General features: G+C 53.6%; 23 protein-coding genes. 12 read left to right on the top strand and 11 right to left on the bottom strand.

Annotated features, from left to right (window positions below):
• The first annotated feature begins 5 nt into the window (after positions 1–5).
• Both pncA and chiD read left to right on the top strand, forming a co-directional pair.
• Positions 6–641: a bifunctional nicotinamidase/pyrazinamidase gene (gene pncA / locus ACR6JA_RS01755; protein ID WP_494493411.1), complete on the top strand. Its 636-nt coding sequence runs from the start codon at positions 6–8 to the stop codon at positions 639–641.
• A 204-nt stretch (positions 642–845) separates the two neighbouring features.
• Positions 846–2,120: a chitinase ChiD gene (gene chiD, locus ACR6JA_RS01750; protein ID WP_494493410.1), complete on the top strand. Its 1,275-nt coding sequence runs from the start codon at positions 846–848 to the stop codon at positions 2,118–2,120.
• Between the two features lie 48 nt (positions 2,121–2,168).
• On the opposite strand, the gene ACR6JA_RS01745 is transcribed toward chiD, so the two are convergent.
• Positions 2,169–2,450 (bottom strand): YeaC family protein, encoded by a 282-nt coding sequence (locus ACR6JA_RS01745; protein WP_008456664.1) that lies wholly within the window; start codon positions 2,448–2,450, stop codon positions 2,169–2,171.
• A gap of 39 nt (positions 2,451–2,489) precedes the next feature.
• Positions 2,490–2,903 (bottom strand): peptide-methionine (R)-S-oxide reductase MsrB, encoded by a 414-nt coding sequence (gene msrB, locus ACR6JA_RS01740; protein WP_008456665.1) that lies wholly within the window; start codon positions 2,901–2,903, stop codon positions 2,490–2,492.
• A gap of 344 nt (positions 2,904–3,247) precedes the next feature.
• On the opposite strand from msrB, the gene gapA reads away from it, so the two are divergent.
• A complete protein-coding gene (gene gapA, locus ACR6JA_RS01735; protein WP_008456666.1) occupies positions 3,248–4,243 on the top strand; it encodes a glyceraldehyde-3-phosphate dehydrogenase in 996 nt (331 codons plus the stop codon).
• Between the two features lie 82 nt (positions 4,244–4,325).
• The gene (locus ACR6JA_RS01730; protein ID WP_494493409.1) at positions 4,326–5,216 is read left to right on the top strand and encodes a D-hexose-6-phosphate mutarotase; all 891 of its coding nucleotides are present in this window, start codon (positions 4,326–4,328) and stop codon (positions 5,214–5,216) included.
• Between the two features lie 98 nt (positions 5,217–5,314).
• Here the strand turns inward: ACR6JA_RS01730 and ACR6JA_RS01725 are convergent, their stop codons facing one another.
• Complete coding sequence (locus ACR6JA_RS01725; protein ID WP_008456668.1) at positions 5,315–6,061, bottom strand: MipA/OmpV family protein; 747 nt, start codon at positions 6,059–6,061, stop codon at positions 5,315–5,317.
• A gap of 424 nt (positions 6,062–6,485) precedes the next feature.
• Here ACR6JA_RS01725 and yeaG point away from each other — a divergent pair, with 424 nt between their 5' ends.
• Both yeaG and ACR6JA_RS01715 read left to right on the top strand, forming a co-directional pair.
• A complete protein-coding gene (gene yeaG, locus ACR6JA_RS01720; RefSeq protein WP_008456669.1) occupies positions 6,486–8,420 on the top strand; it encodes a protein kinase YeaG in 1,935 nt (644 codons plus the stop codon).
• A gap of 71 nt (positions 8,421–8,491) precedes the next feature.
• The gene (locus ACR6JA_RS01715; RefSeq protein ID WP_494493408.1) at positions 8,492–9,772 is read left to right on the top strand and encodes a YeaH/YhbH family protein; all 1,281 of its coding nucleotides are present in this window, start codon (positions 8,492–8,494) and stop codon (positions 9,770–9,772) included.
• A 45-nt stretch (positions 9,773–9,817) separates the two neighbouring features.
• Here ACR6JA_RS01715 and ACR6JA_RS01710 read toward each other — a convergent pair whose 3' ends face one another.
• Together ACR6JA_RS01710 and ACR6JA_RS01705 are read right to left on the bottom strand one after the other, a co-directional pair.
• Positions 9,818–10,546, bottom strand: a complete 729-nt coding sequence (locus tag ACR6JA_RS01710) for a MerR family transcriptional regulator (protein WP_494493407.1) — start codon at positions 10,544–10,546, stop codon at positions 9,818–9,820.
• A gap of 129 nt (positions 10,547–10,675) precedes the next feature.
• On the bottom strand, positions 10,676–11,866 hold the full coding sequence (locus tag ACR6JA_RS01705; RefSeq protein ID WP_213715676.1) for a diguanylate phosphodiesterase: 1,191 nt from the start codon (positions 11,864–11,866) through the stop codon (positions 10,676–10,678).
• Positions 11,867–12,173: 307 nt separating this feature from the next.
• On the opposite strand from ACR6JA_RS01705, the gene ycgZ reads away from it, so the two are divergent.
• The 3 genes from ycgZ to ACR6JA_RS01690 all read left to right on the top strand — a co-directional run bounded on the left by ycgZ (position 12,174) and on the right by ACR6JA_RS01690 (position 13,176).
• Positions 12,174–12,422: a regulatory protein YcgZ gene (gene ycgZ, locus ACR6JA_RS01700; RefSeq protein ID WP_213715677.1), complete on the top strand. Its 249-nt coding sequence runs from the start codon at positions 12,174–12,176 to the stop codon at positions 12,420–12,422.
• A gap of 72 nt (positions 12,423–12,494) precedes the next feature.
• Positions 12,495–12,860 (top strand): hypothetical protein, encoded by a 366-nt coding sequence (locus ACR6JA_RS01695; protein WP_494493406.1) that lies wholly within the window; start codon positions 12,495–12,497, stop codon positions 12,858–12,860.
• A 37-nt stretch (positions 12,861–12,897) separates the two neighbouring features.
• Entirely contained in the window at positions 12,898–13,176 is a 279-nt protein-coding gene (locus ACR6JA_RS01690; RefSeq protein ID WP_494493405.1) for a biofilm development regulator YmgB/AriR family protein, read from the top strand.
• A gap of 53 nt (positions 13,177–13,229) precedes the next feature.
• Here the strand turns inward: ACR6JA_RS01690 and ACR6JA_RS01685 are convergent, their stop codons facing one another.
• Positions 13,230–13,655, bottom strand: coding sequence for a GNAT family N-acetyltransferase (locus ACR6JA_RS01685; RefSeq protein ID WP_494493404.1), 426 nt, complete (start codon positions 13,653–13,655; stop codon positions 13,230–13,232).
• A gap of 104 nt (positions 13,656–13,759) precedes the next feature.
• Here ACR6JA_RS01685 and ACR6JA_RS01680 point away from each other — a divergent pair, with 104 nt between their 5' ends.
• Positions 13,760–14,206: an NUDIX hydrolase gene (locus ACR6JA_RS01680; protein WP_494493403.1), complete on the top strand. Its 447-nt coding sequence runs from the start codon at positions 13,760–13,762 to the stop codon at positions 14,204–14,206.
• On the opposite strand, the gene ACR6JA_RS01675 is transcribed toward ACR6JA_RS01680, so the two are convergent.
• Complete coding sequence (locus ACR6JA_RS01675) at positions 14,203–15,027, bottom strand: phosphotransferase family protein (RefSeq protein ID WP_494599131.1); 825 nt, start codon at positions 15,025–15,027, stop codon at positions 14,203–14,205. The two genes, ACR6JA_RS01680 and ACR6JA_RS01675, sit on opposite strands and share 4 nt — an antisense overlap.
• A 72-nt stretch (positions 15,028–15,099) precedes the next feature.
• Here ACR6JA_RS01675 and ACR6JA_RS01670 point away from each other — a divergent pair, with 72 nt between their 5' ends.
• Complete coding sequence (locus ACR6JA_RS01670; RefSeq protein WP_213715681.1) at positions 15,100–15,603, top strand: YbaK/prolyl-tRNA synthetase associated domain-containing protein; 504 nt, start codon at positions 15,100–15,102, stop codon at positions 15,601–15,603.
• Here the strand turns inward: ACR6JA_RS01670 and yoaI are convergent, their stop codons facing one another.
• Positions 15,604–15,708, bottom strand: a complete 105-nt coding sequence (gene yoaI / locus ACR6JA_RS01665) for a small membrane protein YoaI (RefSeq protein ID WP_284143111.1) — start codon at positions 15,706–15,708, stop codon at positions 15,604–15,606.
• 150 nt (positions 15,709–15,858) lie between these two features.
• Here yoaI and ACR6JA_RS01660 point away from each other — a divergent pair, with 150 nt between their 5' ends.
• Complete coding sequence (locus ACR6JA_RS01660) at positions 15,859–16,305, top strand: DUF441 domain-containing protein (RefSeq protein ID WP_034808455.1); 447 nt, start codon at positions 15,859–15,861, stop codon at positions 16,303–16,305.
• On the opposite strand, the gene ACR6JA_RS01655 is transcribed toward ACR6JA_RS01660, so the two are convergent.
• From ACR6JA_RS01655 to ACR6JA_RS01645, 3 genes are read right to left on the bottom strand one after another with little or no spacing between them, the layout of a single operon-like run.
• On the bottom strand, positions 16,286–16,981 hold the full coding sequence (locus ACR6JA_RS01655) for an amino acid ABC transporter permease (RefSeq protein ID WP_494493401.1): 696 nt from the start codon (positions 16,979–16,981) through the stop codon (positions 16,286–16,288). The two genes, ACR6JA_RS01660 and ACR6JA_RS01655, sit on opposite strands and share 20 nt — an antisense overlap.
• The gene (locus ACR6JA_RS01650) at positions 16,971–17,729 is read right to left on the bottom strand and encodes an amino acid ABC transporter permease (RefSeq protein ID WP_494493400.1); all 759 of its coding nucleotides are present in this window, start codon (positions 17,727–17,729) and stop codon (positions 16,971–16,973) included. The genes ACR6JA_RS01655 and ACR6JA_RS01650 overlap by 11 nt, the downstream gene beginning before the upstream one ends.
• Positions 17,726–18,544, bottom strand: a complete 819-nt coding sequence (locus tag ACR6JA_RS01645) for an amino acid ABC transporter ATP-binding protein (protein WP_494493399.1) — start codon at positions 18,542–18,544, stop codon at positions 17,726–17,728. Before ACR6JA_RS01645 ends, ACR6JA_RS01650 begins: the two co-directional genes overlap by 4 nt.

Below are 18,544 nucleotides of genomic sequence, written 5' to 3'. Positions count from 1 at the left end.
CGCCAATGGCGCAACGTGCTTTGCTGTTGATTGATTTGCAGAACGATTTTTGTGCTGGTGGCACGCTCGCCGTCCCGGAAGGTGACAGCACCGTTGAGGTCGCTAACCAGCTTATCGAACTGTTTAACGCCTGCGGAGAAAACGTGGTTGCCACTCAAGACTGGCACCCGGCAAAGCACGGAAGTTTCGCCAGTACGCAAGGCTCTGAACCTTTTTCTGAGGGCATGCTCGACGGCCTGGCGCAAACCTGGTGGCCCGATCACTGCATTCAGAACAGCGAAGGGGCGAAACTTCACCCACTGCTGAAGGCTTCCGGCATCGATAAGATCGTCCATAAAGGCCAAAATCCGGCTATCGACAGCTACAGCGCGTTTTTCGATAACGGCCACCGGCAGCAAACGGAGCTTGATGCCTGGCTGCGCGAGCACGACATCCGCAGCCTGGTGGTGTTGGGGCTGGCAACGGATTTCTGCGTGAAATTTACCGTGCTGGACGCGCTGGAACTGGGTTATGAAGTCACCGTCATCACCGATGGCTGTCGAGGCGTGAACCTGCGGCCCCAGAGCAGTCTGGACGCATTCCAGGAGATGGCGGTTGAAGGCGCCACGCTAATGACCTTCGCCGATTTTACCTGCCAATAATTGTAGGGGCGGCCCCCGCCCCGCACTTTTGTATCGATTCCGCTCACACTCTACGCTTTTTTTGCTCGCCCTCGCCTGGGAGCGCTCTCATAATCATATTCAGTGAATTTATTCAGCACGTTAGCTGATTTCGCTTTCCGCCGTTTTCGTCTGTTAAGCGTGGCCGGGGAGCTTTTATGTTGTGCCCGTCAAAGAGGAATCATTATGTCATTCACACGTAAAATGTTACCGCTGGTGGCCGCGGTGACGCTCGCCTGCAGCGGCGTTGCGCAGGCTGAATCTTTGCTTTCCGTGGGTTACTTCAACGGCGGCGGCGACGTCACTGCCGGTCCCGGTGGGGATATCAATAAGCTTGATGTTCGCCAGATTACCCACCTCAATTACTCCTTTGGCCTGATTTATAACGACGAGAAAGGCGAAACCAACGAAGCGCTGAAAGACTCGTCAAAACTGCATCAAATCTATCTTTCCCCAAAAGTTGTCTCCGACCTTGAAACCCTGCCGGCACTGCGGAAGCAGAATCCACAGCTGAAAATCTTGCTGTCCGTTGGTGGCTGGGGGGCTCGCGGTTTCTCTGCCGCAGCAGCAACCCCTGAAAACCGCGCGGTGTTTATCCGCTCCGTGCAGGAAGTGATGGACAAATATGGCCTGGATGGGATCGACCTCGACTGGGAGTTCCCGGTAAATGGTGCCTGGGGCCTGGTGGATAAGCTGGATGCCGACCGGGATAATTTCACCGCCCTGCTGAAAGAGTTGCGTAAAGCCGTGGGCGATAAAAAACTGGTTACCATTGCCGTCGGGGCCAATGCTGAAAGCCCGAAAAGCTGGGTTGATGTGAAAGCCATTGCGCCGGTGCTGAACTACATCAACCTGATGACCTACGACATGGCGTACGGTACGCAGTACTTCAACTCGAATCTCTATGATTCGAAAAAGTGGCCGACCGTTGCCGAAGCCGACAAGTACAGCGCTGATTTCGTAGTAAATAACTATCTCGCAGCCGGGCTGAAACCAGCGCAGATGAACCTCGGCATCGGCTTCTATGGCCGCGTACCTAAGCGTGCCGTAGAGCCGGGCATTGACTGGTCAAAACCCGACGCGCAGAAAAATCCGGTCACACAGCCCTACTTCGGCGAGCGTGAGCTGGAGCTGTTTAAAACCGCGCTGGGCGTGGAGCTGACGAAAGACACTTACGTCAAATACAACGACCTGGTGAAGAAAATGCTGAACGACCCGCAGAAGCGCTTCACCGAAGAGTGGGATGACGACGCGAAGGTGCCGTACCTGACGCTGAAGTCTGCTGAAGGTAAACCGCTGTTTGCCATTTCCTATGAGAACCCACGTTCGGTGAAAATCAAAGCCGAATACATCAAGGAGAAGGGGCTGGGCGGCGCGATGTTCTGGGAATACGGCGCGGATGACAACAACCAGTTGGCGAAACAGCTCGCCGAGTCGCTGGGCATCGATCACGCTAAATAGCGGTTAGCGCAGAAAAACGAAGGGAGACCAGTGAGTCTCCCTTTTTGTTTACTGCAGCTTCATCGTCACAAACGGCGCAGGCTCGATGCCAAACTCCGCTTTCAGCTGCTGCTTGCTCTTCATCACCATCTGGCCATTGGTGTCGATAGTCATGTGCTGCGCCTCCGTGTTGTGGCGCGCCTGCCACAGCATCACCAACTGGAGGCTGTTGTCTTTTTGCTCCTGGGTCAGCGCCACGCCATCAGGCCACTTTCCCAGTTCGACCGCGGTCGCCAGGCGCTGATAAATTTCCGGCGTCATCACGCTCAACATCTCATCCAGATTGCTCATTGGGCACCCCGTCGCAGAATAATTAGCTGAATCGATTCTTCAACCCTCAACCTGCTCACCATTTTGCCCGTCGGTGAAGCTCAGCGAGGCCGAGTTAACGCAATACCGCTCCCCGGTCGGCTGCGGGCCATCCGGGAACACATGGCCCAGGTGCGCGTCGCAGCTGCCGCAGCGGATTTCAACGCGTTCCATGCCGTGAGAATTATCGGTCAGATAGCGGATGGCATCGGGGCTGACAGGCTCGTAGAAGCTTGGCCAGCCGCAGCCTGAGTCGTATTTTGTTTCCGAAAGAAACAGCGGGGCCTCACACACCAGACAGTGATAAATCCCGTCACGCTTATTATGCAGTAAACGCCCTGAATACGGTGGTTCAGTGCCGTGCTTCTGGGTCACGTAGTATTGCATCTCGCTGAGGTTTTTCTTATTTGAATCAGGGGGTAATTGATTAGACATAGGTGTACATCTCGGTCAGTTCAATTGGGACAGCTCACGGCCCCATTCTAACAAAAAATTAACAACACCGTGCTGCTTTTTGTTCTAAACTTAGCCCTGAAATTCTGGCACGGCACAAAGCGTGACGTGAATCACATTATTGTTGGGACTGGCGTTTAAAATTCCCCGCATCGTCCCCATTTGGATTTAAGCCCAAAAGGAAGCGTGAGGCGTTCAGTCGTACAAACCCTGGTCACAGGATTGATTTGTCGCAATGATTGACACGATTCCGCTTGACGCTGCGTAAGGTTTTTGTAATTTTACAGCCAACCTTTTATTCACTAAAAAATAGCTGGTGGAATACTATGACTATCAAAGTAGGTATCAACGGTTTTGGTCGTATCGGCCGTATCGTTTTCCGTGCTGCTCAGGAACGTTCTGACATCGAAATCGTTGCAATCAACGACCTGTTAGACGCTGACTATATGGCTTACATGCTGAAGTACGACTCAACTCACGGTCGTTTCAACGGTACTGTAGAAGTTAAAGACGGCAACCTGGTTGTTAACGGTAAAACTATCCGTGTTACCGCAGAACGTGACCCGGCTAACCTGAAGTGGAACGAAGTGAACGTTGACGTTGTTGCTGAAGCAACTGGTCTGTTCCTGACTGACGAAACCGCTCGTAAGCACATCACTGCTGGCGCGAAAAAAGTTGTTCTGACTGGTCCTTCCAAAGACAACACCCCAATGTTCGTTCGCGGTGCTAACTTCGAAAAATACGCAGGCCAGGACATCGTTTCCAACGCATCCTGCACCACCAACTGCCTGGCTCCACTGGCTAAAGTTATCAACGACAACTTCGGTATCGTTGAAGGCCTGATGACCACCGTTCACGCTACCACCGCAACTCAGAAAACCGTTGATGGCCCGTCTCACAAAGACTGGCGCGGCGGCCGCGGCGCAGCTCAGAACATCATCCCTTCTTCTACCGGTGCTGCTAAAGCTGTAGGCGTTGTACTGCCAGAGCTGAAAGGCAAACTGACTGGTATGGCGTTCCGCGTTCCTACCCCTAACGTGTCCGTTGTTGACCTGACCGTTCGTCTGGAAAAAGCTGCTTCTTACGAAGAAATTAAGAAAGCAATCAAAGCTGCTTCCGAAGGCGCAATGAAAGGCGTTCTGGGCTACACCGAAGATGACGTAGTTTCTACCGACTTCAACGGCGAAGTACTGACTTCCGTGTTCGATGCTAAAGCGGGTATCGCACTGAACGACAACTTTGTGAAACTGGTTTCCTGGTACGACAACGAAACTGGCTACTCCAACAAAGTACTGGATCTGATCGCTCACATCTCCAAATAAGTTGAGATGGAACCTGATCCTAAAGGGCGACTTCGGTCGCTCTTTTTTTTGCCTCAAATAACCAGGACTAAGGAAAAAAGAAATGATTAATAAAATTTTTGCACTTCCGGTCGTCGAACAAATTACCCCTGCCCTTACCCGCCGCATAAACGATGAACTGGACGTCATCGTCGTTGATCACCCACAGGTTCGGGCATCTTTCGCGCTCCAGGGCGCACATCTGCTCTCCTGGCAGCCCGCAGGCGAAGATGAAGTACTCTGGCTGAGCGACATCACCCCATTCCATAAAGGCAAAGCGCTGCGCGGCGGCGTGCCGATTTGCTGGCCATGGTTTGGCCCGGCGGAGCAGCCAGGCCTGCCGGCGCACGGTTTTGCTCGCAACCAGCCGTGGACGCTGAGCGCGCATAATGAAGACGCCAACGGCGTGGTGCTGACCTTTGAGCTGCATAACAATGCCGAGACGCTAAAACTGTGGCCGCATGAATTCACGCTGTATGCCCGCTTCAAGCTAGGCAAAACCTGTGAAATCGAGCTGGAAGCACACGGTGAGTTCGAAACCACCTCGGCCCTGCACACCTACTTCAATGTCGGCGACATCGCGGATGTAAAAGTCAGCGGTCTGGGTAATCCGTATATTGATAAAGTGCTGAATGAAGCCCCGGGCCAGTTGACCGACGGCGTACAAACCTTCCCTGACCGCACCGATCGTCTCTACCTGGAGCCGGAAGAGTGCAGCGTCATTCATGATGCCAGCCCGTTGAAGCGCACCCTGAACGTGGTTCATCACCATCATTACAACGTGGTGGGTTGGAACCCAGGCCCGGCGCTGTCCGTTTCGATGGGCGATATGCCGGACGACGGCTACAAAACCTTCGTCTGCGTAGAAACCGCCTGCGCGTCGAAAAAACAGAAAGCCAGCGCGGAGAAACCTACCCGTCTGAGCCAGACCATCAGCGTGGCGAAGAAAGGCTAAACGCCTTTCACCAGCTTAGGGCAAAGGCCGCTAACCTCTGCCCCATTAAAAAGCAAACGGGGCGTAAGCGCCCCGTTTTAGTGCACTGATTGCACCAATTAGAAGCTGTAGTTCACGCCCGTCAGCAGCACACCAGTCCAGTTGCTGTCGACCATTGGGCTGTCGGTCACTTCTTTGGACAAACGCATATAGCGGCCCATACCGAACACGTTCCAGTCGGCGTTCAGCTTATAGTTGACGGACAGCTCAACGTACGGTGACCAGCTGTTACCCGCATCGTACTCGTTCAGGCCGCTGCGGTTGGACTCCTTGCCGCTCACGCCATAGTAGTAGTCGTTTTGATTCTTGCTGTCCCACACGACACCAATCCCCGGCGTGACCGTCAGGCTATCCGCGTTGTAGCGGTACAGCCAGGCGGTATCCCAGGTGATGCCGTTGCTGTTGTTCAGGATATCCCCGGCCAGCACGGTACGCAGGAAGCCATAGTCGGTGTTATGCACCCAGGACAGGCCCGCCATCACGGTAGAATGACGGTAGTCAAGCGCACGCATGCTGTCGTAGTTGCTGTCTTTCGGCCTGAAATGCAGCGGCGAATAATAAGCGGTCACGGACAGCTTGTCGGCCTGGTCATTCCACAAGTAGTAACCCGCGTTAAACCCGCGGAAGTAGAAATTGTCACCTTCATAGCCCAGCAGAGGCGCCGGATAGACGCGGTTCTGGTCACCTTTGTAAGGGTTTGGCGAAACCAGCGCCCCCGCACCAATAGACCACGGGCCCTCTGCATGTGCAGCGGTAACGGAGGAGGCTAGCAGTACGCCTAATGCGAGAATTTTGAATTTGGTCACAATCCTTTCAGTCCTTTAATCAAATAATCAGCGCAGGAAGTGTAACCGCCCTTGGCTCCCATCCCAAATAATTTACTTAGTCACAACCTTCAACCAACTTTTTAGCTTCCCGCAATCAGATGACGGCGGATTTTCAGCTTTATGTCAGCCAGATGAAAGCGAACTCTGTCGCTTATCTCAAATACGAAATTTTTAGGATGAGTTATTGATATGTCATTGAAATTGAGCGTTGGCCGTATGCAAGTTTTGCAAATGCCATCTACGCTTTATTTTAGGAAGGTGAATCGCTGAGACGGCGGCGTGAGCGCCCGGTATCAACCTGGCACAAGGGTTGCTGTTCATTTAGCAGACGTCTTCCGGGGAGCCTCTATTACACATACCAACGGCTCTTTAACCTGTGCTAAAAACGAAAGGACGGCATGCCATGAATATATTCGATCACTATCGCCAGCGTTATGAAGCTGCCAAGGACGAAGAGTTCACACTGCAGGAATTTCTTGCTATCTGTAAACAAGATCGCAGTGCCTACGCGAATGCGGCAGAACGGCTATTGACGGCCATTGGTGAGCCAGTGATGGTAGACACTGCCACAGAGCCACGGCTGTCCCGTCTCTTTTCAAACCGGGTGGTTGCCCGTTACCCGGCATTTGAAGAGTTTTATGGCATGGAAGAGGCTATCGAGCAGATCGTGGCCTACCTGAAACACGCGGCTCAGGGGCTGGAGGAGAAGAAACAAATTCTCTATCTGCTGGGGCCGGTGGGCGGCGGTAAATCCTCCCTGGCCGAGCGCCTGAAAGCCTTGATGCAGCGCGTGCCTATTTACGTGCTGAGCGCCAACGGCGAGCGTAGCCCGGTCAACGACCATCCGCTGTGCCTGTTTAACCCGCAGGAAGACGCCTCCATTCTGGAAAAAGAATATGGCATCCCTAACCGCTACCTCGGCACCATCATGTCGCCGTGGGCAGCCAAACGCCTCAGTGAATTTGGCGGCGACATCACCAAATTCCGCGTGGTGAAAGTCTGGCCGTCCATTCTGGCCCAGATTGCGATTGCCAAAACCGAGCCCGGCGATGAGAACAACCAGGATATCTCTGCGCTGGTCGGTAAAGTGGATATCCGTAAACTGGAACACCACGCGCAAAACGACCCGGATGCTTACGGCTACTCCGGGGCGTTATGCCGGGCCAACCAGGGCATCATGGAATTTGTGGAGATGTTTAAAGCGCCGATCAAGGTGCTTCACCCGCTGCTGACCGCCACCCAGGAAGGGAACTACAACGGCACAGAAGGTATCTCCGCCCTGCCGTTTAACGGCATTATTCTTGCGCACTCGAACGAATCCGAGTGGGTCACCTTCCGCAACAACAAGAACAACGAGGCCTTCCTTGACCGCGTATACATCGTCAAGGTGCCTTATTGCCTGCGCATCTCGGAAGAGATCAAAATCTACGAGAAACTGCTCAACCACAGCGAACTTTCCCACGCGCCTTGCGCCCCAGGCACCCTGGAAACGCTTTCTCGTTTCTCCATCCTGTCGCGCCTGAAAGAGCCGGAAAACTCCAGCATCTACTCAAAAATGCGCGTCTATGACGGGGAAAGCCTGAAAGACACCGACCCGAAAGCCAAGTCCTACCAGGAATACCGGGACTACGCCGGGGTCGATGAAGGCATGAACGGGCTCTCAACGCGATTCGCCTTTAAAATCCTCTCCCGCGTGTTCAACTTTGACCACGTTGAGGTGGCGGCGAACCCGGTGCACCTGTTCTATGTGCTGGAACAGCAAATCGAGCGCGAGCAGTTCCCGCAGGATCAGGCAGAGAAATACCTCGAGTACCTTAAAGGCTACCTGATTCCGAAATATGCGGAATTTATCGGCAAAGAGATCCAGACCGCCTATCTCGAATCTTACTCAGAGTACGGACAGAACATTTTTGACAGGTATGTCACCTACGCTGACTTCTGGATTCAGGATCAGGAGTACCGCGACCCGGACACAGGCCAGCTGTTTGACCGGGAATCTCTGAACGCGGAGCTGGAGAAAATTGAAAAACCGGCCGGGATCAGCAACCCGAAAGATTTCCGCAATGAAATCGTCAACTTCGTGCTGCGTGCCCGGGCCAATAATAACGGTCGTAACCCAAACTGGACCAGCTACGAGAAGCTGCGCACGGTTATCGAGAAGAAAATGTTCTCGAACACCGAAGAGCTGCTGCCCGTTATCTCGTTCAACGCCAAAACCTCCACCGACGAGCAGAAGAAACACGATGATTTTGTCGATCGGATGATGGAGAAAGGCTACACCCGCAAGCAGGTTCGCCTGTTGTGTGAATGGTATCTGCGGGTCCGTAAGTCTTCTTAAGGGAGTTTCATGCAGGTCACGCCGGGCGGCGTGGCCTGTTTGCGCACCTGGCATAAGCAGTTGGGGGAACTATGGCCTACTTCATAGACAGGCGGCTTAACGGCAAAAACAAGAGCGCGGTCAACCGCCAGCGCTTCTTGCGCCGCTATAAGGCGCAGATCAAACAGTCGATTTCCGGGGCCATCAACAAGCGTTCGGTGACCGACGTGGACAGCGGCGAGTCCGTGTCCATCCCCAGTGAGGATATCAACGAACCGATGTTTCATCAGGGTCGCGGCGGCCTGCGCCACCGCGTCCATCCCGGTAACGACCACTTTGTACAAAACGACCGCATTGAGCGCCCGCAGGGCGGAGGCGGCGGTGGTGGAAGCGGCCAGGGTCAGGCGAGCCAGGACGGCGAAGGCCAGGATGAATTCGTGTTCCAGATCTCCAAAGATGAATATCTCGACTTACTGTTCGAGGATCTGGCGCTGCCGAACCTGAAACGTAACCAGCACCGGCAGATTACCGAATTTAAATCCCATCGCGCAGGTTTCACCTCTAACGGCGTCCCGGCCAATATCAGCGTTGTTCGCTCGCTGCAAAACTCGCTGGCTCGCCGGACGGCAATGAGCGCGGGTAAACGCCGTTTGCTGCACGAACTCGAAGAGACCCTCGACACCGTCAGCCGCAGCGAACCCGCTCAACTGCTGGAAGAGGAGCGCCTGCGCAAAGAGATTGCAGAGCTGCGGGAAAAAATTGCCCGCGTGCCGTTTATCGACACCTTCGATCTCCGCTACAAGAACTACGAGAAGCGCCCGGAACCTTCCAGCCAGGCGGTGATGTTCTGCCTGATGGACGTCTCCGGTTCGATGGACCAGGCGACAAAAGACATGGCCAAGCGCTTTTATATCCTGCTCTATCTGTTCCTGAGCCGAACCTATAAAAACGTGGAGGTGGTTTATATTCGCCACCATACCCAGGCCAAAGAGGTGGACGAACACGAGTTCTTCTACTCGCAGGAAACCGGCGGGACCATTGTTTCCAGCGCCCTGAAGCTGATGGATGAAGTGGTACATGAACGCTACGATCCGGCGCAGTGGAACATCTACGCCGCGCAGGCCTCGGACGGCGACAACTGGGCAGACGATTCGCCGCTATGCCATGAGATCCTGGCGAAAAAACTGCTGCCGGTGGTGCGCTACTACAGCTACATCGAAATCACCCGCCGGGCGCACCAGACCCTGTGGCGCGAGTACGAAAATCTGCAGGCCACTTTCGAGAACTTCGCAATGCAGCATATCCGCGATCAGGATGATATTTATCCTGTATTCCGGGAGCTGTTCCAAAAGCAAAGCAGCGATGCGTACTGATCGCTGAAACAAAAAAGCCGCGTATCACACGCGGCTTTTTATCGCTTATTGATGGAGCTCAATGTCGTATCCCCACTGTTTCCAGTGAAGCAGCTGTTCCTGCTGGGCTGTCGATAACGTCTTTCCCGCCCATAGGAAAATATGCTGCCCGGGGAAAAGCTCCGGACGCAACGTATCCACCGGATCGGCAAATACGTTCACGGTCAGGCCTCTGCGGGACAGGCGCCACGCCTCCAGCCATAACGCAGCCCGATCGTCCGTCTGCCAGCCAATCAGCAGGATGTCGCCCAAACTTTGGTTCTGCGCCGCCGCCAGGCTCTGGGCACAATGGCAGATCAACGCGCCATCCAGCAGGCTGCGCATCAACAAAGCCGTGGATTCATCCTGGCTAAGTTTTTGCCTCACGGGCAGCAAAAGGTTATCAATCAGTAAGTCTGCGCTGTGCTCCCGGCTGAGAGAAGTAATCTTCTCACGCAGCTTTCCAGGATTAACTTTCCTGACCAGAAGCATCATTTCTTCTTGCAGCGTTACCCACAGCTGCTCTTCCGGCACGTGGCTGCGCTCCAGTAAGGCTTTCACTTTGCCTACGGAAACGCCTTTGCTCATCCAGTATTTGATTTCTTCGATACGCTGAATATCCGCATCATCAAACTGGCGATGACCACCCTCGCTACGCTGGGGCTTCAGCAAGCCGTAGCGGCGCTGCCAGGCTCGCAGAGTGACCGGGTTGATGCCACATCGCTCTGCTACATCACCGATCGTGTAATAGGCCATAGTGTCCCTCCCCGTACACAGATCCCACGCCTCCATTGAAACATTAGTCAATCTGTTCAATGTGTACAATTTTTTTTAGAGTTGTACAAGTGAAACCTGATGCCTTTGAGGCACGACACGCGGCAGATATCACAACTCTGCTTTACGCTCCGGCCAGGCAATACGGAAAGCGCCGTGGCCGCAGGGTTTAGCAAACAAACTCCCCTGGAAGTGAGAAATACCGGCCGCCTCGAGCCACATCCACTCTTCCGGTTGCTCAATACCCGTGGCGGAAACCGCAATTTCAAGGGACGCGCAGCATTTGATTATGGCCTGGATAATCGCCTGCTGTGGCCCACTTTTATGAATGCCCCGAATCAGCGACTGGTTAATTTTCAGCCTTTCAGGTTGAAACTGTGCCAGCAGCTGTAGCCCAGCAAAGCCGACGCCAAAATCATCAATCGCAAGCTTGATACCGGCCGATTTAAGCTGCCTGATAGCGTCGGTAAACGCATCCATCTGCGGCATGATTTCGCTTTCGGTAAACTCAATAACCACCTGCTCGGGAACAAACCCGTTCGCCTCAATATCCGCCAGCAATTGTTCCACGGCGTCAGGTATCATGACCAGCGTCATCGGCAGCAGATTGATGCATAGCGTTTGCACACCAATATTAGCGGCGCATGCTGCGGTGAAAGCGGCCTTCGCGTTCAGCAGTTCAGCCAGGTATACATCGCCCCCTTCCTCTGGCGCTGAATTAGCTTCCGTGGCTAACACCTCTACTGCCGCGACAGTACGAGCCATTGGGTCAACAATCGGTTGAAAAACTATCTTTTTATGCAGCGTTTGTGGACTTGATGTCGAATGAGCCGGCGCATCGAGAATAAATTCCCACGCATCACCCGGAGGGATCTCAAAATAGTTCTCTTTTTCCGTCGATTCGATGAAGGTCCGGAAAAAACTCAAGGCCCGGTCATCGTAAGCCAGTTGATATCGGCTAGTCCCTTTTTCCAGAACGACCTGCAAGACATCGTTTTTATCGTGCTCTCTTAAATCAAAAAGCTCCATGCCCACTCGCCCAAAGCGGCGGGCCGGGGCGTAATCACAGAGCAATTCAACAATGTTGTGATGGCGATCGTCTTTACAAATAGCGTGATAAACCTTCTGCACGCTCTTTTCCGGGCCTTCCAATAGTTGAAAGAAATGTCTGCCGTTGAATAGCAGGATCCCCGTCACATTAGCGTCAATATTTTTTGCATTTGCCGCGGAAACCATCGCCTCCAAAACCTCAAACGGCGTGCTGGCGTGGATGTGGCTTCGGTAAATAACTGTCGTGAGCATGGTGGGTTCCAGCGAAAGGTTAAGGGAGTAACTTAACAGATCCCCACCCTGACGTCGCCACATACTCAACAAAGTCTAAACAACTTAACAACATGGAATGTTTTGCTCGCCATTTACCTTTAATCAAAATGTACAATTTTACGTATCGATAAGTTAAAAAAATTAAAACATAAACAATTGATAAATAAAGATTAGCATTTTTAGTCAAAAAATAGCAGGCAAACTAATACACCTTTGTGTACAGTTTTTATAGCAATTGCATAACTTAGTTAACATCTTGCAACGTGTGAATTTACAGGAGCAACTTATGCGACAGGACACTTTTACAACTGGTCAGAACAGCGTAGAAAATGACATTGCGCGCTATTTTAGCCGCGTTGCGCCGCCGTCTGAGCAGGAAACAATGGGGCAAATTGTGCTCGAAATTCTCAGCGATGGCCGCAATCTGAACAGAAAAGCGATCTGTACAAAATTGCTCTCTCGACTCGATCGCGTTTCTGAACCGGAAGAAGAAAAGCACTATCACGCCCTGTTGGGCATGCTTTTTACTCGCTAGCGAATAATCCACCCGGAGTTCAATCAGAGTAATGCGTACGCTCCCTGGTGGGAGAGTAACCTTGAAGTATAAATGCTGAATTTTCCTCATTCTCAGACTCCGGCAAATGACTTCATGCCAGCGGTATTTACCCCCGGCGAAGAAATCAGGAGTAACGAAGTGAAGAGAAGCGACGATGAACAATTAACGGACGAGATTATCGGCGAAGCAGCGCTGTCGTTACTGAACAGCAACAGCGCAATTAATACGCGCGCTTTAGTTGCCCGGTTGGAAGCGATGTTGATATCGGAACAAGAACTACGTCGACGTAACGCGCTGCAGAAAATTATCGCTGAAATCGAGGGGAATATTTCCCAGCGTCTGACAGGAAAGACAGAAAAAAAAGCGCTTTCAGGCGCAGTTAAGACTCAACGGTTTAACGAAAAAAATGTCCACTAGCGGCCCATGGCCAACAACTGAAAAACGGTGAATGACTATGACACAGCTAATTTCTAATACCTCTGCAATGCATACCGGAATCGTAGATCACGCATTATCCGACTTTATAAGAAGCACAGCAGACCGGCACGCGGAAGAAAATGCAGCCATCAGTCAGGCCGTCACCGCCATTCTGACTGCCAATAAGAGCGTTTCCAATAAAGCGATTATTATCTGGCTGGTTGACGCCCTGGAAACGACTCAAGACGTCGTCATGTGCGACGTTTATCGCAATGCTTTAGAGATTGTTGTGGGCCATACCGTGGACGATATTTAAGGCGTGCGCAGACAGTTAAAGGCCGGCCAGAACCGGCCTTTATTGTTTCTGAATTACAGCATTTTCTTCATAAAATACCGGCTGGTGCCTTCGGGTAAACAGTCAATTTTGCCGAATTCCTCCCAGCCATGCTTGCGGTAGAAGCCCGGAGCCTGGAAACTGATGGTATATAAAAAACCAGCCACACAGCCGCGCCTGCGCCCTTCTGTTTCAAACGTCCTCAGGATCTCGCTGCCTAATCCATGCGCTCTTAACTCAGGCGGTAAATAAAAAAGATCGATAAACAGTACGCCAAGCGACGAACGCCCCAGCATCCCGCCGACGACGCTACCGCTATCACGATCGCGAACCACAACCGCCAGCGGTTTACGGTCGTTTATCCCGCTCATCGCATCGTTAAACTCACCGAGCCCGGCTTCGATGGGCAGCGAATACTCCTCGCTGATTTGATCAGAAATTTCTAGTTTGAAACCCGACATCCCATACCTCACTGACATTGCCCCTTGTCACCCTACCCGTTTTTGCGTTGAACCGGGTCGATAACACTGTATATATTCACAGACCACAATAGCAAGAGCCGAAAATGATGAAAAGAGAACGCCACCAGCTTTCCGTAGCCGTCTTTGTTGTCCTGCGCCGCGGCGAAAAAATTTGTCTTATCCGCAGGGCTAACACCGGCTGGATGGACGGTTTCTACAGCCTGCCCGCAGGCGGTCTTGAAAGCGGTGAAACGCTGCTTAACGCTGCGGTCAGAGAAGCTCATGAAGAGACGGGCGTGACCATTGAGGCCGCAAACCTCAGGTCAGTTCACTCGATGCACGTTAAAACCGAAGATCGCTCGTGGATGGGCCACTTCTTTCTCTGTTCAGACTGGCAGCGTGAGCCTTATATCGCCGAGCCTGATAAGCATTCTGACCTACTATGGGTAAATATCAGACAGTTGCCGGAGAACACCGTGCCCTATGTTAAGCAAGCCATAAGCGCTATTATCAACGGCGAGATTTATTCCGAATACGGCTGGCTAAGCTAAGCGAACGTAGAGCGCCATAAATGCTGGGCCTGTGGCAACCAGGCCGGCAAGTTAGCCTGATACCAGTCAAGATACCGGGTTAACGTTTGCGGGTGTCTGCGGGAAAGAAGATTCAGCACTTCAACCACCAGCCAGGCTTTAGCCAAAACCACATGGCGTATCAGGCGTGACTTCGACCGCTGAGGCGCCACTTGTTCATATCGCGCTACCATGAGGTGAATACTGGCAGGTTCCCCCATTCCTTTAATCAGAGGTGCCAAATCTATCGCCGGGCTCCCACGGCCAAAGCGCTCCCAGTCAAATAAAACCAACTCTCCCCCGGCTCGGCGTCCCCAGTTCCCGGCATTTGAATCCCCAGACACCCACTGCTGCGGCTCGAAGAGCACATCACTGTGAGCTTTGAAATAACGCAAAACTGCTTCGAGCTCTGGGGGCAATTTCAGCAGGCTTAGTGCCAACGCCATTTGCTCATCCCTCCACTGATGCCGCCTGAATATCCCTGAGGGTTTCATCTGGCAATGATGGAGCAACGCCAGCTTTTCATACAAATCGGGGTCGGCAGTCAGCGTTTCCAGTGAACAAGGCTGCGGGATAAATTCGATGATCAGCCGTCGTGCCTGGCGGTTAAGGGAATAAACGTCGGGAATGCCGAGCCCCTGATCCCTTAACACGGAGGCATGGTACTGATAAAAATCGAGTTCAACCTCGGAAGCATTTCGCTTTTCAACGGCAGGTTTTCCCTGAAAAACGCATTCACGCACGAGGGCATTTCCCATCTGCGTCAGTACATTATTAGCCATCTTTTGCCCGAATTTTTGCATGTCAGATAACTATTATCGCGATAGGATGAAAATTCAAAGCAGAGACTTAGAAAGACGACAAGAGGCAGTGCAATGACATCCCACGCAAAAGGCGAAGACGTCCATCAGCAACTTATCGATTTACTCGAGCAACAGCAGGCCCGCTACCGTGTGGTAAAACATGTCGCGGCGGGGAAATGTGAAGAAGTCTCGGCAATCCGCGGCACCGAACTTGGCCAGGGCGCAAAAGCGCTGGTCTGCAAAGTCAAAGGCAACGGCGTCAAGCTGCACGTGCTGGCGATTCTGGCGGCAGATAAACAGGCGGATCTGAGCCTGCTGGCGCAGCATCTGGGCGGCCTGAAAGCGTCGCTGGCAAGCCCGGCGGAAGTGGATGAGTTAACGCGATGTGTGTTTGGCGCTATTCCGCCGTTCAGCTTTCACACCCAGCTCCGGCTGGTGGCCGACCCGTCTATTTTCGAGCGTTTTTCAGAAATTGCCTTCAATGCAGGGCTGCTGGAAAAGTCAGTGGTGATGAATACGCAGGATTATTTGCGCATTGCGCGCCCGGAGCTGGTCAATTTTCACCGCCCCGAATAGCTACCCGAGGCGTTCGAGATAAAGGACAGACAACACCAATACCGAAGCGATCCCGAGAAACGCGGCAGTGATGCAAATCGTGTCGAATAACGCTGGATCGCCCATCCTTTTCTCCCGCAAGCCATTGCTCGCTGTCATGTCGTTCAATTATTGACCGCAAAAATGACAGAATGATGAACGGCCACAGAATCGCTGTCGGCCATTCGCCAGAACAATAAAAGTTAAAAACCTCTTATTTGGCAAGGATATATCATGATTTTTGACCCCACGCTGTTGATCCTTCTGGCCCTGGCGGGATTAGGTTTTGTCAGCCATAACACCACCGTCGCGGTTTCCATCCTCGTGCTGATTATTGTGCGCGTCACCCCGCTGAACACCTTCTTTCCGTGGATTGAGAAACAGGGCCTGACGGTAGGGATCATTATTCTGACTATCGGCGTGATGGCCCCGATAGCCAGCGGCACCCTGCCCGCCAGCAACCTGATCCACTCTTTCACTCACTGGAAATCGCTGGTGGCGATTGTCGTCGGGATTGCGGTTTCATGGCTCGGCGGGCGCGGCGTGACGCTGATGGGCAGCCAGCCAGGTCTGGTGGGCGGCCTGCTGGTCGGCACCGTCCTTGGCGTCGCCCTGTTCCGTGGCGTGCCGGTTGGGCCACTGATCGCCGCTGGGCTGGTTTCCCTTATTGTGGGTAAGCAGTAGCCTCCTGCCGCTGCCAGCGGTGAATGCGCCAGGCCAGCGCGCTGCACAGCAGGTAATAAACCAGGCCGGTAAAGATAAAAATGGCCGCCGGGTAAATTTGCACCCGGCTGTTGACCTGCCCGGCAACGGTTGTCAGCTCGGGGACATTGACGATAAACGCCAGCGACGTGTCTTTGATGAGCGAGATAAACAGCCCGGCAAACGACGGTAAAGCGTTGCGCAGCGCCTGAGGCAGCAGCACTAACCTCAGCGTTTGCCATGGCGTAAAACCGCCGGCAATCGCCGCCTCATTTTGCCCCTTCGCCAGCGCATTCAGCGCCGCCAGCGTGGTGTACATCACCGCCGCAGACGTAAACCAGGCCAGCGCCAGCGTGACGGTTAACGGCCCCGGTAAATCACGCCCGGTAATGGCGGGCAGCAGGAAATAGAGCCAGAAGATAACAAAAATCAACGGAATGCCGCGGATCAAATCGGCCCAAATGAAAAGTACCCGCCGCACAATACCGCCGTAGCGCCATGCGATACAGGCCAGCAATAACCCCAGCCCCAGGGCAAGCACGCCAGCGCCCACGGCCATCATCAACGTTAGCAATACGCCGCCCGGCTCGCCCTGAGCCATTCTCCCCCACAGTAAATAGTCGAGGTTATCCGTAATAACCGAAACGTTAGCGATCATGCTGTACCTCTGGTTTACGTAACCCGCGTTTCCCTGGCGAAAAGAGTGTAAATAGCCCGCTCATCGCCAGTCCCAGCAGCAGATAAAGCACCGTGCCTGCGGCAAAAGCGCCCAACGCATGGGCGTTGTAGCTTTCGATACGGCGCACCTGGCTGGTGAGCCCGGCAAAGCCGATGCCGGTTGCCAGCGAGGAGAGCTTCATCAGGTTGAGATATTGCCCGACCAGCGGCTGCCAGGCGTTAACCACGCCTTGGGGCAGCAGCACGGTGCGCAAAAGCTGCCACTCAGAGAAACCCTGAGAAAGTGCGGCTTCGGTTTGCCCCTTCGGCACCGCCTGCAACCCGCTGCGGATCTCCTCCACCAAAAATGCCGAGGTGAACACACCTAGCCCCCACGCCGCGCAGAGAAACTCCGGCGTCAGCCACCAGACGCCGCAGGGCAACTGAGACCAGCTGTGGTCGTCATTAATAAAGCCGCGCCAGCTCTGCGGCAGCGCGTTCCACGCGGCGAAATACCAGAAAAGCAGCTGCACCAGCAAAGGCGTATTGCGAAAAACAGAAACCCAGCTTGCCGTGAAATAGCGCCCCGCCCGACCACCGGCGAGCCGAAACCCCAGCAGCAGCGCGGCAAACAGCGTCGCAATGATTATCCCGGCAAACGTCACCCACGCGGTGGTCAGCAAACCGGAAATCAGCCAGGCTCGCGGTGCTCCACTTAACACCCCCGCCCAGTCAAAGTAGCTGTTCATGATTCGGTCCCGGCATGCAGCGGGTCGAGCACTTTTTGCAGAAAACGACGGGCGCGGGGATGCTGCGGCGAGCGGAAAAACTGCGCCGGGGCCGCCTGCTCCAGAATAGCCCCGCCGTCAATGAACACCACGCGGTCAGCTATTTCACGCGCGAACTGCATTTCATGCGTGACCACAATCATGGTAATGCCGCTGTGGGCGAGATCCTTCATCACCTGCAGAACTTCACCGATCATCTCCGGGTCGAGAGCCGAAGTCGGTTCGTCAAACAGAATAATTTGCGGTGAAGATGCCAGCGCCCTGGCAATCGCCACGCGCTGCTGCTGCCCACCGGAAAGCTGCGCCGGATAGTGCTGCGCTTTTTCCGCGAGTCCGACACGGGCCAGCAGCGCCAGAGCCTGCTCACGCGCCGCCTCACGCTTCCAGCCGTGAACGTGGGTTAACGACAGCGTAATGTTCTGCTCAGCCGTAAGGTGGGCGTAAAGGTTAAACTGCTGAAACACAAACCCGATTCGGCTTCGCAGGCGGCGCAGCGTCCTGTTATTCAGCGCTCGGGTGGGTTTGCCATCGATAAAAATATCGCCATCGCTGAGGGTTTCGAGCTGGTTGATGAGCCGTATCAGCGTCGATTTCCCCGAACCGGACGGGCCGCAAATCGCCACTACTTCTCCGGCCGCGATAGTCAGGTCTATCTCGCGCAAGACGGATGTTTCACCATAATTTTTACTCGCTTTGCGAAATTCAACGCTGGCGGACTGCAGATGCAAAAAATCCGCAGCCGAAGCTGCGGACAAAAGAGGCGGTCGTTTAAACAT

The sequence above is a fragment of the Cedecea sp. B1(4) genome (genome assembly GCF_059414925.1).
Note: the sequence above shows the minus strand (reverse complement) of the source record. Positions and strands in the feature narration are given on the sequence as shown.